Below are 14,048 nucleotides of genomic sequence, written 5' to 3' on the forward strand. Positions count from 1 at the left end.
AAATTCAATGTGCAGCCCACTGCACGGTATTCAGATCGACGCCTTCCTTGAACATTTCCCACAGCGGGGAAAGCTCGCGCAGCTTGCCGATCTTCTCGTGCAGCAGCTTGATGGCGTAGTCGACTTCCTCCTCGGTGGTGAAGCGGCCGATCGAGAAGCGGATCGAGCTGTGCGCCAGTTCGTCGCTGCGGCCGAGTGCGCGCAGCACGTAGGACGGCTCCAGGCTGGCCGAGGTGCAGGCGGAACCGGACGACACCGCCAGATCCTTGATCGCCATGATCAGCGATTCGCCTTCGACGAAGTTGAAGCTGACGTTGAGGTTGTGCGGCACGCGCTGCTCCATGTCGCCGTTCAGGTGCACTTCCTCGATGTCCTTCAGGCCCGCATACAGGCGGTCGCGCAGCATGCGGATGCGTTCGTTCTCGGTCGCCATCTCTTCACGGGCGATGCGGAAGGCTTCGCCCATGCCGACGATCTGATGGGTGGCCAGGGTGCCCGAACGCATGCCGCGCTCGTGGCCGCCACCATGCATCTGCGCTTCCAGGCGGATACGCGGCTTGCGGCGTACGTACAGCGCACCGATGCCCTTGGGGCCGTAAGTCTTGTGCGCCGAGAACGACATCAAATCCACGGGAAGCGTCTTCAGGTCGATCGGCATCTTGCCGGTAGCCTGCGCCGCGTCGACATGAAAGATCACGCCCTTCTCGCGGCAGATCCTGCCGATCGCGTCGATGTCCTGGATCACGCCGATCTCGTTGTTGACCGCCATCACCGAGGCCAGCACGGTGTCGGGGCGGATCGCCGCGCGGAATGCGTCGAGGTCGATGAGGCCGTTTTCCCTGACGTTGAGGTAGGTCGCCTCGAAACCCTGGCGCTCCATCTCGCGCACGGTGTCGAGCACCGCCTTGTGCTCGGTGCGCACGGTGATGATGTGCTTGCCCTTGGTGCCCGAATAAAAGTGGCCGGCGCCCTTGATGGCGAGGTTGTTCGATTCGGTGGCACCGGAAGTGAATACGATTTCCTTGGGGTCGGCACCGACCAGCGCAGCGACCTGGGCACGCGCGTCTTCCACCGCCTTTTCGGCTTCCCAGCCGAACGGATGCGAGCGTGATGCCGGATTGCCGAAATGCTCGGTTAGATAGGGAATCATCTTTTCGGCCACGCGGGGATCGACCGGGGTTGTGGCGGAGTAATCGAAATACAGTGTTTTCATCGTGTTGTCCTGATTGAACCGTTCAAACAGCCAGCGTCATCTTCGATTTTGATGCGCGGCGATCCTGAATCACCTTGTCCTTGCATTCGTCCTGCTTGGCCACCAGCGTGGCCAGCGTCACGTTGTCCAGGTAATCGTAAATGTGGGCGTTGAGTCCCGTCCACAAGTCGTGCGTCAGGCAACGGTGTTCGTCGTGGCAGTTTTCCTTGCCACCGCACTGGGTGGCGTCGATGGGTTCGTCGACGGCACGAATGATGTCGGCCACGCTGACATCCGCGAGCGGCCGGGCAAGGTAATAGCCACCGCCCGGGCCGCGCACGCTTTCGACCAACTCATGGCGGCGCAGGCGGCTGAAAAGCTGCTCCAGGTACGACAGGGAAATGTCCTGGCGCTCGCTGATTCCGGCCAGCGTCACCGGACTCTTGCCGCCGCGCAGCGCTAGGTCGAGCATGGCGGTAACGGCAAATCGACCCTTGGTGGTCAGCCTCATGACTATTCTCCTGAAATTTCATCCGAACTATAAAATACCCGAGCATTTCGGTCAACTATTCCTTACCCAAGCAATCTAGTCAACTATTTTATTCAGGTAGTTCGGATCGAAATCGTCAGGCTTGTCCTGCCCCACCGGCATTTCCGCGCCCAGCTTCTGCAACTGCGCCAAAATCAGTTCCAGCCGATGATCGATGTGGGCGGAATGGTCGATCAGTCCATGGATCGCCTTCACCATCGGGTCGTTCATGTCGGCGGAAATGGCATAGGCCGAGAAACCCAGCTTTTCCGCCTGCTGGCTACGCTGTTTTTCCGCCGCGCTGTCGAGGATGCGGGCGGGAATGCCCACCGCCGTCGCATTGTCCGGTACGTCCTTCACCACCACGGCATTGGAGCCGACGCGTGCGTTGGCGCCGATGGTGATCGGGCCGAGGATCTTGGCGCCCGCCCCCACCACCACGCCGGGCATCAGGGTGGGGTGGCGCTTGCCCTTGTTCCACGAGGTCCCGCCCAGGGTCACGCCGTGATACAGCGTGCAGTCGTCGCCGATTTCCGCGGTCTCGCCCACCACCACACCCATGCCGTGGTCGATGAACACGCGGCGGCCGATGCTGGCGCCGGGATGGATCTCGATGCCGGTGAACCAGCGGCCGAGGTGCGAGGTGAACCGCGCCAGCCATTTCCACTCCATGCGCCACAGCTTGTTCGCCAGCCGGTGGATGACGATCGCATGAAAGCCGGGATAGGTGGTGACGACTTCAAACATCGAGCGCGCCGCCGGGTCGCGGTCGAATACGACGGCGATGTCTTCCTTGAATTTGCTGAGCAGGTTCATGCGCTAGAGGATGCTGTTTCCGGGTAACTTGGTCAATTATTGGACATCGGGATTCCGCGCCTTGACCGCCGCCTGTTTCGCCTCCTGCGCCGCGGTCAGGATTCCGCGCAGGATGTTCACTTCTTCCTTCGCCAGCCGGGTGCGCGCGAATAGCCGCCGCAGCTTCAGCATCAGCTTGCCGGGCGAGCCGCGGTTCAAGAATTCCAGTTCGGCCAGCGCGGTTTCCAGGTGGCCGTAAAACTTCTCCGTCTCGTCACCCGTCGCCGCATCGATATCCGGCTGCGGCCAGCTCGCATGCCGCAGCCAGGCCTGACGGGTCTCGTAACTCAACACCTGCACCGCCGCCGCCAGGTTGAGCGAACTGTAGTCGGGGTTGGCGGCGATCGTCACCAGCCCCTGGCACAAGCTCAGCTCCTCGTTCGACAGCCCGCTGGTTTCGTTGCCGAACACCAGGGCCACCGGGCCGGCTTGTGCTTCGGTCAGCAAGCGGGCGGACGCCTCGGGCGGCGTCAGCACTTCGGCCACGATATCGCGCCGGCGTGCCGACACGCCCAGCGCCAGGGTGGTGTCGGCCAGTGCTTCGGCCAGCGTGGCGCACACCCTCGCCCGCGTCAGCAGGTCGGTCGCGCCCGAGGCCATGGCGTCGGCCTGGCTGTTGGGAAAGATGGCCGGATCGACCAGAACCAGCTGCGCCAGCCCCATCGTCTTCATCGCACGCGCCGCCGCGCCGATATTGCCCGGGTGGCTGGTGCGCGTCAGCACGATGCGAATATTGGCGAGAAGTTTCGGGTCTGACAGGGTCATCAAGTAAAATGGCGAGTTCGTTCTTTGAATCGTTTGCCAGACATCATGCATCCCATGCTCAATACGGCGGTGAAAGCCGCCCGCAAGGCGGGGGCGATCATCAATCGCGCCTCGCTCGACCTCGACCAGCTCACCGTGCGCAGCAAGCAGGATCGCGATTACGTCAGCGAAGTCGACCAGATGGCCGAGCGCGCCATCATCGAAACCCTGCTCGACGCCTATCCAAATCATGGGATTTTAGCAGAGGAGTCCGGCGCGGCCGACGCCAGGAACGGCGAGGATTACCAGTGGATCATCGACCCGCTCGACGGCACCACCAATTTCCTCCATGGCCTGCAGCAATATTCGGTCTCCATCGCGCTCAGGCACAAGGGCCAGATCACCCAGGCCGTGGTGTACGACCCCGCCCGCAACGAGCTTTTTACTGCCAGCCGCGGCCGCGGTGCCTATCTCAACGAGCGCCGCATCCGCGCCAGCAAACGCAGCAAACTCTCCGAATGCCTGATCGGCACCGGCTTCCCCTTCCGCGATTTCAGCTTCGCCGAGGCCTACATCAACATGTTCCGCGACATGATGCACGCCACCTCCGGCCTGCGCCGCCCCGGCTCCGCTGCGCTCGATCTCGCTTATGTCGGCTGCGGCCGCTATGACGGCTTCTGGGAGATGCGCCTGCAGCCCTGGGATCTTGCCGCCGGCAGCCTGATCGCACAGGAATCCGGCGCGCTGGTCGGCAATTTCATGGGCGACGAGGGCTTTCTCGAATCCGGCAACATCGTCGCCGCCAGCCCGAAAGTCTTCGCTCAGATGCTGCAGATTCTCGCGCCGCATTTGCCACCCGAACTGAAAATCTGATCCAAACGTCCGTCCCTCCATGTCGATCGCCAAGGAGCCCACTGCCCACACCCCGATGATGCAGCAGTACCTGGGCATCAAGGCGCAGCATCCGGACATGCTGCTGTTCTACCGCATGGGCGATTTTTACGAGCTGTTTTTCGACGACGCCGAGAAAGCCGCGCGCCTGTTGAACATCACGCTCACCACACGCGGCGCCTCGGCCGGTGCGCCGATCAAGATGGCCGGCGTGCCCTACCACAGCGCCGAGCAGTACCTGGCGCGGCTGCTGAAGCTGGGCGAATCGGTGGTGATCGCCGAACAGGTGGGCGATCCGGCCGCCAGCAAGGGGCCGGTGGAACGGCAGGTGTCGCGCATCGTGACGCCAGGCACCCTGACGGATTCGGGCCTGCTGGACGAGACGCGCGACACGCTGATTCTGGCGCTCGCCCCCGGCGGCAAGCTTGATGCGGCGACGCTCGGCGTCGCCTGGCTCAACCTTGCCGCCGGGCGCTTCCAGGTCAGCGAGACAAGCCCCGCGGCCCTGCCCGCCCTGCTGGCGCGAGTGCGGCCGGCGGAAATCCTGGCGCCCGATGATTTCATGCTTGAAGGCGCCCCTTGCGCGGTGCGCCGGCTGGCGCCGTGGCAGTTCGACGCGGCAGGCGCGGAAACCCGGCTGGCGCAGCAATTCGGCAGCCGCGATCTTGCCGGCTTCGGCGTGGCCGACCTGCCGCTGGCCATCGCCGCAGCGGGCGCCCTGCTCGACTACATCCAGACCACCCAGCGCACCGCGCTGCCGCATATCCAGGCGATTCGCGCCGAACGCGACAGCGACTACGTACAGCTCGACGCCGCCACGCGGCGCAACCTGGAGCTCACCGAAACGCTGCGCGGCGAAGCGGCACCCACCCTGCTGTCGGTGCTCGACACCACCGCCACCGGCATGGGAACGCGATTGCTCAGGCACTGGCTGCACCATCCGCTGCGCGACCGTGAAATACTGATGCGGCGGCGCGATGCCATCGGCGTGCTGGCCGAGCTGCCGGAAACCGTGGTTTCCCTCAGCCAACTGCTGAAAGGCTGCGCCGACGTCGAACGTATCAGCGGGCGCATCGCGTTGAAGAACGCACGCCCGCGCGATCTCTCCGGCCTGCGCGACACCCTGGCGCTCTTGCCCGAACTCGCCGCCGCGCTGCCCGGCGACCATGCACGCCTGTCGGCGCTGCAGGCGGCGCTCGCTGCGCGTCCCGACCTGCATGTCCTGCTCGCCCGCGCCGTCCAGCCGGAGCCCGCCAGCGTGCTGCGCGAGGGCGGCGTGATCGCCGACGGCTACGATGCCGAGCTCGACGAACTGCGCGCGCTGACGCGCGACGCCGGCGCCTTCCTGCTGGAACTGGAAAAACGCGAACGCGAACGCTCCGGCATCGGCACCCTCAAGGTCGAATACAACAAGGTGCACGGCTTCTACATCGAGGTCAGCCGCGCGCAGGCGGACAATGTCCCCGGCGACTACCGCCGTCGCCAGACGCTGAAGAACGCCGAACGCTACATCACGCCGGAACTGAAAACCTTCGAGGACAAGGCGCTGTCGGCGCAGGATCGTGCGCTGGCGCGCGAGAAAGCGCTGTTCGAGGCACTGCTCGACACGCTCACGCCGCACGTCCCCGCCCTGCTGTCGATTGCAGCAGCGCTCGCCGAGATCGACGTGCTGGCAAGCCAGGCCGAGCGCGCGGATACGCTCGGCCTGTGCGCGCCCGACTACAGCAGCGAACCCGGCATCGTCATCCGCGGCGGCCGTCATCCGGTGGTCGAGGCGCAGGTCGAGCACTTCATCCCCAACGACGCCGCACTCAGCCGCAGCCGCCAGATGCTGCTGATCACCGGCCCCAACATGGGCGGCAAATCGACCTATATGCGGCAGGTGGCACTGGTGACGCTGCTGGCCTGCTGCGGCCTGTGGGTGCCCGCCAGCTCAGCGAAAATCGGCGACATCGACCAGATCTTCACCCGCATCGGCGCATCCGATGATCTGGCCGGCGGACGTTCGACCTTCATGGTCGAGATGACCGAGACCGCGCACATCCTGCACAACGCCAGCGCCAGCAGCCTGGTGCTGCTGGACGAAATCGGCCGCGGCACCTCGACTTTCGACGGCCTCGCGCTGGCGTGGGCGGTGGCGCGCCATCTGGTCGCCGCGACCCGCGCCTTCACCCTGTTCGCCACCCATTACTTCGAGCTGACCCAGCTCGCCAACGAATTCAAGCAGCTCGTCAACGTGCACCTCGACGCCAAGGAACACGGCGCCGGCCTGGTGTTCCTGCATGCGGTCGAGGACGGTCCGGCCTCGCAAAGCTACGGCATCCAGGTCGCGCGCCTGGCCGGCGTACCAAGCCCGGTGATCGTGGCAGCGCGACGTCACCTGCGCGAACTCGAGGACGCCCAGCTGCAGCCCGGACCGCAGGGCGACCTGTTCGCCGCCCATCTGCCCAGCGACGAACCCCCGCCCCATCCCGCGCTCGACCAGCTGCGCGAGCTCGATCCTGACACGCTTACGCCGAAGGCGGCGCTGGACATGCTCTACGCGTTGAAAGCCATGACCGGCACGACACCATGAAAACCCTGCGACTCGACACCCACGAACTTGGCCTCGACTTCAACGCCGCGTTGAAGCTGGCGACCACCCTGGCACAGCAACAGCTGGGCGATGAAACGATGCTATTGAGCTGGTATGACCGAGAACGCGATCTTGAATCCCCCGCCGGCGTGAGCGAATGCCACGAAGGCTGCGCCACCAAGGGCTCGTGGGATTACGCATTGAACCGTGGCGCGCGGCTGGCGGTGGAGTTCGATTCCGGCCGCTTCTTTTTCTGTTTTCTTTAGGCTCGGGCCGGCAGAACCCTGAGCGTCTGCCCGAGGCAGGCCACCGTTTGGCCGGCACGGATTTTCGCCGTCTTGCGGCTTTCCGGCTGGCCGTCAACGGTCACGTCGCCGTTGGCGATCATCAGCTTGCCCTGGCCGCCGCTGTCGGCAATGCCGGTGAGTTTGAGCAGGTCGCATAGCGCGACGTGTTCGGTACGCAAGGTGAATTCAATCGTGGCCACGCCGCCTACGCCCCGCGCCGCCGCCACAGATAGCGGTAGACGAATCCCGGATAGGCAAACACCACGAACAGCGCGGCATTGATCGCGTAGAACTCCCAGTTCTGCTTGTGGACGTCGCCGAGCTTGCCTTCCAGCAACAGCGCGATGCCGCCGATCACAAAAAACAGGACCACCAGCTCCAGCAGCTGCCAGGAAAAGGCCTTGCTGCCCGACCTGGGACGAACGACGAAAAAAATGCGCCTGGACAGAAACGGCAGGTTGGCCGCGACAAAGGCCAGAATCAACAACAGGGAAGTGGAAAAATTCACAATGGTTCCGGAAGCGGATGATGCCGGAGCACAGACCTGCTCCGGCGTGATTTAGTTCAGAAAGACGCGCCGATGGCGTGCACGCATATCGCCATCAGCGGTTGCGGCAGGATGCCGAGCGCCAGAATGGCCAGGCCGTTGGCCGACATGATGAGACGGGCATCGGGGCTGGCAACGATCGGCGCGGTATCGTGCGGCGCATCGAAATACATCAGCTTGACGATGCGCAGGTAGTAGAACGCACCGACCAGCGAGAGCAGGACTGCCACCACCGCCAGCCACACGTAGCCGATTTCAACGACCGCCTGCAGCACGGCGAGCTTGGCATAGAAGCCCACCGCGGGCGGAATGCCTGCCATCGAGAACATCAAGAGCAGCATCAGGAAAGCCAGCCACGGGCTGCGGCGGTTGAGTCCCCTGAAATCGTCGAGCTGGTCGGCTTCGAAGCCGGCGCGCGACAGCAGCAGGATCATGCCGAAGCCGCCCAGGCTCATCAGCGCATACACCAGCACGTAGAACATCGCGCTGCCATAGCCGCTCTGCGACCCCGCCAGGATGCCCAGCAGCATGAACCCCATGTGCGAGATCGTCGAATAGGCGAACATGCGCTTGAGGTTGCTCTGCGCGATAGCGGCGATGTTGCCCACAGCCATCGACAGCACCGCCAGGATCACCAGCATGTCGCGCCATTCCGCCACCTGCGACTCCAGTCCCTGGCCGAGGATACGCACCGCAAAGGCGAACGCGGCAATCTTGGGCGCGCTGCCGATGAACAGCGTCATCGCAGTCGGCGCACCATGATAGACGTCGGGCACCCACATGTGGAACGGCACCGCACCCAGTTTGAACGCCACGCCGGCGACGATGAAGACGATGCCGAATACCAGCGGAATGCGCAGGTCGGTGCCGTCGGAAAGCATCTGCGCCATGTCGCCCAGCGCCAGCGAACCGGTGACGCCGTAGACCATCGACATGCCGTAGAGCAGCATGCCCGACGCCAGCGCCCCCAGCACGAAATATTTCATCGCCGCCTCGGTCGCCATGCTGGAATCGCGCTGCAGCGCAACCATGGCATACAGCGATAGCGACAGCAGTTCGAGGCCAAGATACAGGGTGAGGAAATGGCTGGCCGACACCATCACCATCATGCCCAGCAGCGCGAACAGCGACAGCACGAAGAACTCGCCCTTGTAGAGCCCGCGCTCGCGCAGATAGTCGCGCGAATATACCAGCACCGCCGCGACGGTCAGGTAGAGGAACAGCTTCAGCACGTCGGCCAGCGGATCGTCGATGAAGAGACCGCCGAGCGCCAGCACCGGCATGGTCGAGAAATCGCGCACGGTGAGGAAAGCCGCACCCGCCAGCGTGACGAGCGACAACACATAGGCGATGGTGCGCTTGCCGTCATCGACTGCGGCATCGATCACTAGGATCAGCGAGACCATCGCCAGCACGAAGATCTCGGGCAGCGCGGGTGCAAATTGAATGAGGGAATCGCGCATTTCGGAACCTTAAGGCAGTTTGCTTTGGGCGACGTGCGCCAACAGGTCGATCACCGACACGTGCATCACATCGGTGAAAGGCTTGGGATACAGGCCCATGCCCAATACGCAGACGGCGAGCACGCCCAGCAGCAGGATCTCGCGCGCACCGATGTCGCGCATCGCTTCGACCTTCGGGTTGGTGACACTGCCGAACACTACCCGCTTGTACATCCACAGCGTGTAGGCCGCACCGGTGATCAGCGTGGTGGCGGCGATGAGGGCATACCAGAAATTGACCTGGGTGGCCGCCATGATGACCATGAACTCGCCGACGAAACCGCTGGTGGCAGGCAGCCCCGCATTGGCCATGGCGAACAGCATGAAGAAGGCGGCAAATACCGGCATCTTGCTGGCCAGGCCGCCATAATCCTTGATCTGCCGCGAGTGCAGGCGGTCATACATCACCCCGATGCAGAGAAACAGCGCCGCCGACACGAAGCCGTGCGAGATCATCTGCACCAACCCGCCTTCCCAACCGAGCGGGTTGAACAGAAAAAAACCGAGGGTGACGAAGCCCATGTGGGCGATCGACGAATAGGCAATGAGTTTCTTCATGTCGGCCTGCACCAGCGCGACCAGGCCGATATAGACGACCGCGATCAGCGACAGCATGATGACGAACCAGGCGAGCTCGTGGCTGGCGTCCGGCAGGATCGGCAGGATGAAGCGCAGGAAGCCGTAGGCACCGACCTTCAGCGTGATTGCCGCCAGCACCACCGAGCCGCCGGTAGGCGCCTCGACGTGGGCGTCGGGCAGCCAGGTATGCACCGGCCACATCGGCACCTTGACCCCGAACGCCAGCAGGAAGGCGAAGAACATCAGCGTCTGCGCGGTCATCCCGAGCGTGGTGGCGTGCCAGGTCTGGATGTCGAAGCTGCCGCCGGACTGGAAATACAGATAGATCATCGACACCAGCATCAGCAGCGAGCCGAGCAGGGTGTAGAGGAAGAACTTGATCGCGGCATACACGCGGTTCGGCCCGCCCCATACGCCAATGATCAGATACAGCGGGATCAGCATGCCTTCGAAGAAGACATAGAACAGGATGCCGTCGAGCGCCGCGAAGACACCGTTGATGAGGCCGGACATGATGAGGAAGGCCGCCATGTACTGCGCCACCTTGTCCTGGATCACCTGCCAGCCGGCGATGACCACCAGCACCGTGATGAAGCTGTTCAACAGGATCAGCGGCATCGAAATACCGTCGACGCCGAGATGGTAGAAGGCGTTGATCACGGGAATCCATTCCCGCTTTTCGACGAACTGCATCGCCGAGGTGCCGGTGTCGAATCCGCTGACCAGCGGGAACGCAACGATCAGTCCCAGCAGCGCACCGGCCAGCGCGATCCAGCGTGCCAGCGGCGCGTTGCGGTCGGAACCGGTGGCAAGCACCACCACCCCGGCCAGAATCGGCACCCAGATGACGAGAGAAAGAATCGATTGTCCGAACATGGGCATGGGATTTTAATTAGGCACGGCTAGTTGAGCCGCGCGAACCAGGTCACCAGGGCAAACACCCCGATCAGCATGGCAAACGCGTAGTGGTAGATGTAACCGGACTGGAAGGCCTTGGCCAGGCGCGAGAAGCGTTCGACCAGGTACGCCGAGCCGTTGACGAAGAAACCGTCGATCACATTCTGGTCGCCGCGCCGCCACAGGCCGCCGCCGAGCGCGCGGGCGCCCTTGGCGAACAGCCAGCTGTAGAGTTCATCAAACCAGTATTTGTTGAGCAGCATCCGGTACAGGAACTTGAAACGCTGCGCCATGGCCGCCGGAATATCCGGGCGCTTGAGATAGAAGAATGCCGACAGCCCCACTCCTGTCACCGCCAGCCAGAACGGCAGCGTCGTCACCGCGTGCAGCCCCATCGCCAGCGCGCCATGAAAATGCTGGTTGAGTTCGTTCATCACCGGGTGGCGGTCGGCGACATAGACCGCATTGCCAAAAAAGTCGCCGTACAGCATCGGTTCGATAGTCATGTAGCCGATCGCCAGCGAGGGCAGTGCCAGTGCAAGCAAGGGCCCGGTGATCACCCACGGGGTTTCGTGCGGCGTCTCGCCATGATGCCCGGCATGATGCGCGTCGGGTTCGTTGCCGTGGGCGTGCCCCTGCCGGAAGCGCTCCTTGCCGTGGAAGACGAGGAAATACATGCGGAAGGAATAGAAGGCAGTGACGAACACGCCGATCAGTACCGCCCAGTAGGCAAAATCAGCCACCGGCAGGTGCGACAGCTTGGCCGCCTCGATGATGGTTTCCTTGGAATAGAAGCCAGACAGGAACGGGGTGCCGATCAGCGCCAGCGACCCGATCAGCGAAGTGATCCAGGTGATCGGCATGTACTTCTTCAGGCCGCCCATGTAGCGGATGTCCTGGTTGTGGTGCAGGGCGATGATGACGCTGCCGGCGGCAAGGAACAGCAGCGCCTTGAAGAAGGCATGCGTCATCAGGTGGAACACCGCGACCGAATAGGCCGAAGCACCGAGTGCCACCGTCATGTAGCCGAGTTGCGACAGCGTCGAATAGGCGATCACCCGCTTGATGTCGTTCTGCACGATGCCGAGGAGGCCCATGAACAGCGCGGTGATCGCGCCGATCACCATGATGAAGGAGAGCGCCACGTCGGACAGTTCATACAGCGGCGACATGCGCGCGACCATGAAGATGCCGGCGGTCACCATGGTCGCGGCGTGGATCAGCGCGGAGATCGGGGTCGGGCCTTCCATCGAGTCGGGCAGCCAGACGTGCAGCGGGAATTGCGCCGACTTGCCCATCGCGCCAATGAATAGGAGGATGCCGATCACGGTCATCAGCATCCACGGCGTGTCGAACCAGATCGTGATCGTTTCGTTCGCAAGCGAAGGCGCCCTGGCGAACACCGTGGCGTAGTCGAGCGAGCCGAAATGCGCCAGCACCAGGCCGATGCCGAGGATGAAGCCGAAATCGCCGACACGGTTGACCAGGAAGGCCTTGAGGTTGGCGTAGATCGCGGTCTCCTTGGTGTACCAGAAGCCGATCAGCAGGTAGGACACCAGGCCGACCGCTTCCCAGCCGAAGAACAGCTGCAGGAAGTTGTTGCTCATCACCAGCATCAGCATCGAGAAGGTGAACAGCGAGATGTAGCTGAAGAAGCGCTGATAGCCCGGATCGTCGTGCATATAGCCGATGGTGTAAATATGCACCATCAGCGAGACGAAGGTAACGACTAGCATCATCATCGCGGTGAGCGCATCGATCAGGAAGCCGACCTCCAGCCGCAGGTCGCCAAGGACCATCCAGGTGTAGACCGTGCCGTTGAAAGTGTGCCCGGCCAGCACGTCCTGGAACACCAGCACCGAGGCGATCAGCGACACCGTCACGCCGGCGATGGTGGCCAGATGCGCGCCGGTGCGGCCGACCCATTTGCCGAACAGGCCGGCGATGATGGCCCCGGCGAGGGGTGCCAGCGGCACGATGAGATAGAGCATCTGCATGTCCATCCGATCAGCCTTTCAGTTGGTCGAGGTCATCGACGTTGATCGTGTGCAGATTGCGGAACAGCAACACCAGGATCGCCAGGCCTATAGCCGATTCGGCCGCGGCGACGGTGAGGATGAAGAAGACGAAGATCTGGCCATGGATATCGCCGAGGTAATGCGAAAACGCGATGAAGTTCATGTTCACCGCCAGCAGCATCAACTCGATCGCCATCAACAGAATGATGACGTTCTTGCGGTTGAGGAAGATGCCCAGCACGCTGATGGCGAACAGAATGCCGCCCAGCACCAGATAATGCGACAGGGAAATCATGCGCCCCCCTCCCCTGAATCCTGAATCCTGGCCACTGGCCCCTTTTCCGCCTGCATTTTCACGATGCGCAACCGGTCGCTGCGCTTGACTTTCGACTGCGCGGCGGGATCGATGTACTTGCTGTCCTTGCGGCGGCGCAGCGTCAGCGCAATCGCGGCGACGATCGCCACCAGCAGGATCACCGCGGCAAGCTCGAATGCATAGACATAGTCGGTATACAGCAGCCGCCCGAGTTCCCTGGTATTGCTGTAGTCGGCGGGATGCGGCGCCGGCGTGCCCATCACCTCCAGGCCGAAATGGCGGCTGCCCAGTATCAGTGCCATCTCGATCACCAGCAGCACCGAGACGAAACCGGCGAGCGGCAGGTAATCCCAGAAGCCTTCGCGCAACTTGTCGAGATTGATGTCGAGCATCATCACCACAAACAGGAACAGCACCATCACCGCACCGACGTAGACCAGTACCAGGGTGATGGCGAGAAACTCGGCTTCCAGCAGCATCCACAGCCCGGCTGCGGTAAAAAACGCCAGAACCAGAAACAGCGCTGCATGTACCGGGTTGCGCGCGGTAACGACACGCATTCCGGCAAACACCAGGATGGCGGCGAAGAAATAGAAGATCGCGGTCGTGTAAGTCATATCGATTGGTCAGCGGAATTTCGCATCGGCCGCGCGGTCTTTCGCAATCTTTTCCTCATGCTGGTCGCCGATGGCAAGCAGCATGGACTTGGTATAAATGAGGTCGCCGCGCTGCTCGCCATGGTATTCGAGGATGCGGGTTTCGACGATGGAATCGACCGGGCAGGATTCCTCGCAGAAGCCGCAGAAGATGCACTTGGTGAGGTCGATATCGTAGCGCGTGGTGCGGCGGGTGCCGTCGGCGCGCTGTTCCGATTCGATGGTGATGGCAAGCGCCGGGCAAACCGCCTCGCACAGCTTGCAGGCAATGCAGCGCTCCTCGCCGTTGGGATAGCGGCGCAACGCGTGCAGGCCACGAAAACGCGGGCTTTGCGGGGTTTTCTCTTCGGGGAACTGCACCGTGATCTTGCGCGCGAACAGGTGCCGCCCGGTAAGCATCATGCCGCGCAGCAGTTCGATCAGGAGCAGGCTGCCGAAGAAATGGGTGATCCGTTTCATG

Annotated in this window: 15 protein-coding genes; 3 read left to right on the top strand and 12 right to left on the bottom strand. The window is 62.9% G+C overall.

The window, feature by feature from the left end:
* Positions 1 to 4: 4 nt before the first annotated feature.
* From B059_RS0106030 to B059_RS0106045, 4 genes are all read right to left on the bottom strand, one after another.
* Complete coding sequence (locus B059_RS0106030; protein WP_018077348.1) at positions 5 to 1,213, bottom strand: IscS subfamily cysteine desulfurase; 1,209 nt, start codon at positions 1,211 to 1,213, stop codon at positions 5 to 7.
* Between the two features lie 22 nt (positions 1,214 to 1,235).
* Positions 1,236 to 1,703: a Fe-S cluster assembly transcriptional regulator IscR gene (iscR, locus tag B059_RS0106035; protein ID WP_018077349.1), complete on the bottom strand. Its 468-nt coding sequence runs from the start codon at positions 1,701 to 1,703 to the stop codon at positions 1,236 to 1,238.
* A 75-nt stretch (positions 1,704 to 1,778) separates the two neighbouring features.
* A complete protein-coding gene (gene cysE / locus B059_RS0106040; protein WP_018077350.1) occupies positions 1,779 to 2,537 on the bottom strand; it encodes a serine O-acetyltransferase in 759 nt (252 codons plus the stop codon).
* Between the two features lie 36 nt (positions 2,538 to 2,573).
* Entirely contained in the window at positions 2,574 to 3,341 is a 768-nt protein-coding gene (locus B059_RS0106045; RefSeq protein WP_026177343.1) for an RNA methyltransferase, read from the bottom strand.
* Between the two features lie 45 nt (positions 3,342 to 3,386).
* On the opposite strand from B059_RS0106045, the gene B059_RS0106050 reads away from it, so the two are divergent.
* From B059_RS0106050 to B059_RS0106060, 3 genes are read left to right on the top strand one after another with little or no spacing between them, the layout of a single operon-like run.
* Positions 3,387 to 4,193 (top strand): inositol monophosphatase family protein, encoded by an 807-nt coding sequence (locus B059_RS0106050; RefSeq protein ID WP_018077352.1) that lies wholly within the window; start codon positions 3,387 to 3,389, stop codon positions 4,191 to 4,193.
* A 19-nt stretch (positions 4,194 to 4,212) separates the two neighbouring features.
* Entirely contained in the window at positions 4,213 to 6,786 is a 2,574-nt protein-coding gene (gene mutS, locus B059_RS0106055) for a DNA mismatch repair protein MutS (protein WP_018077353.1), read from the top strand.
* Positions 6,783 to 7,052: an AF1514 family protein gene (locus tag B059_RS0106060; RefSeq protein WP_018077354.1), complete on the top strand. Its 270-nt coding sequence runs from the start codon at positions 6,783 to 6,785 to the stop codon at positions 7,050 to 7,052. The genes mutS and B059_RS0106060 overlap by 4 nt, the downstream gene beginning before the upstream one ends.
* On the opposite strand, the gene B059_RS0106065 is transcribed toward B059_RS0106060, so the two are convergent.
* The 8 genes from B059_RS0106065 to nuoI are packed head-to-tail and all read right to left on the bottom strand — an operon-like array spanning position 7,049 to position 14,047.
* Positions 7,049 to 7,264, bottom strand: coding sequence for an RNA-binding S4 domain-containing protein (locus B059_RS0106065; protein ID WP_026177344.1), 216 nt, complete (start codon positions 7,262 to 7,264; stop codon positions 7,049 to 7,051). The genes B059_RS0106060 and B059_RS0106065 overlap by 4 nt on opposite strands.
* Before the next feature lie 14 nt (positions 7,265 to 7,278).
* Positions 7,279 to 7,581: a DUF2818 family protein gene (locus tag B059_RS0106070; RefSeq protein WP_018077356.1), complete on the bottom strand. Its 303-nt coding sequence runs from the start codon at positions 7,579 to 7,581 to the stop codon at positions 7,279 to 7,281.
* 56 nt (positions 7,582 to 7,637) lie between these two features.
* The gene (gene nuoN / locus B059_RS0106075; RefSeq protein WP_018077357.1) at positions 7,638 to 9,083 is read right to left on the bottom strand and encodes an NADH-quinone oxidoreductase subunit NuoN; all 1,446 of its coding nucleotides are present in this window, start codon (positions 9,081 to 9,083) and stop codon (positions 7,638 to 7,640) included.
* A 9-nt stretch (positions 9,084 to 9,092) separates the two neighbouring features.
* The gene (locus B059_RS0106080) at positions 9,093 to 10,577 is read right to left on the bottom strand and encodes an NADH-quinone oxidoreductase subunit M (protein ID WP_026177345.1); all 1,485 of its coding nucleotides are present in this window, start codon (positions 10,575 to 10,577) and stop codon (positions 9,093 to 9,095) included.
* 26 nt (positions 10,578 to 10,603) lie between these two features.
* Positions 10,604 to 12,601: an NADH-quinone oxidoreductase subunit L gene (gene nuoL / locus B059_RS0106085; protein WP_018077359.1), complete on the bottom strand. Its 1,998-nt coding sequence runs from the start codon at positions 12,599 to 12,601 to the stop codon at positions 10,604 to 10,606.
* A gap of 4 nt (positions 12,602 to 12,605) precedes the next feature.
* Positions 12,606 to 12,911, bottom strand: coding sequence for an NADH-quinone oxidoreductase subunit NuoK (gene nuoK / locus B059_RS0106090; RefSeq protein ID WP_018077360.1), 306 nt, complete (start codon positions 12,909 to 12,911; stop codon positions 12,606 to 12,608).
* Positions 12,908 to 13,549, bottom strand: coding sequence for an NADH-quinone oxidoreductase subunit J (locus B059_RS0106095; protein WP_018077361.1), 642 nt, complete (start codon positions 13,547 to 13,549; stop codon positions 12,908 to 12,910). The genes nuoK and B059_RS0106095 overlap by 4 nt, the downstream gene beginning before the upstream one ends.
* Before the next feature lie 9 nt (positions 13,550 to 13,558).
* On the bottom strand, positions 13,559 to 14,047 hold the full coding sequence (nuoI, locus tag B059_RS0106100) for an NADH-quinone oxidoreductase subunit NuoI (RefSeq protein ID WP_018077362.1): 489 nt from the start codon (positions 14,045 to 14,047) through the stop codon (positions 13,559 to 13,561).
* Between the last annotated feature and the right edge of the window lies 1 nt (position 14,048).

The organism is Thiobacillus denitrificans DSM 12475, from assembly GCF_000376425.1.
GTDB classification, from domain to species: Bacteria; Pseudomonadota; Gammaproteobacteria; order Burkholderiales; family Thiobacillaceae; genus Thiobacillus; species Thiobacillus denitrificans.

Coding starts and splice junctions, on each gene's coding strand:
- nuoI (WP_018077362.1), bottom strand. CDS start 14,047: ATGAAACGGATCACCCATTTCTTCGGCAGCCTGCTCCTGATCGAACTG.
- B059_RS0106080 (WP_026177345.1), bottom strand. CDS start 10,577: ATGTTCGGACAATCGATTCTTTCTCTCGTCATCTGGGTGCCGATTCTG.
- cysE (WP_018077350.1), bottom strand. CDS start 2,537: ATGAACCTGCTCAGCAAATTCAAGGAAGACATCGCCGTCGTATTCGAC.
- B059_RS0106030 (WP_018077348.1), bottom strand. CDS start 1,213: ATGAAAACACTGTATTTCGATTACTCCGCCACAACCCCGGTCGATCCC.
- nuoK (WP_018077360.1), bottom strand. CDS start 12,911: ATGATTTCCCTGTCGCATTATCTGGTGCTGGGCGGCATTCTGTTCGCC.
- B059_RS0106045 (WP_026177343.1), bottom strand. CDS start 3,341: ATGACCCTGTCAGACCCGAAACTTCTCGCCAATATTCGCATCGTGCTG.
- B059_RS0106095 (WP_018077361.1), bottom strand. CDS start 13,549: ATGACTTACACGACCGCGATCTTCTATTTCTTCGCCGCCATCCTGGTG.
- mutS (WP_018077353.1), top strand. CDS start 4,213: ATGTCGATCGCCAAGGAGCCCACTGCCCACACCCCGATGATGCAGCAG.
- iscR (WP_018077349.1), bottom strand. CDS start 1,703: ATGAGGCTGACCACCAAGGGTCGATTTGCCGTTACCGCCATGCTCGAC.
- B059_RS0106050 (WP_018077352.1), top strand. CDS start 3,387: ATGCATCCCATGCTCAATACGGCGGTGAAAGCCGCCCGCAAGGCGGGG.
- nuoN (WP_018077357.1), bottom strand. CDS start 9,083: ATGCGCGATTCCCTCATTCAATTTGCACCCGCGCTGCCCGAGATCTTC.
- B059_RS0106060 (WP_018077354.1), top strand. CDS start 6,783: ATGAAAACCCTGCGACTCGACACCCACGAACTTGGCCTCGACTTCAAC.
- nuoL (WP_018077359.1), bottom strand. CDS start 12,601: ATGGACATGCAGATGCTCTATCTCATCGTGCCGCTGGCACCCCTCGCC.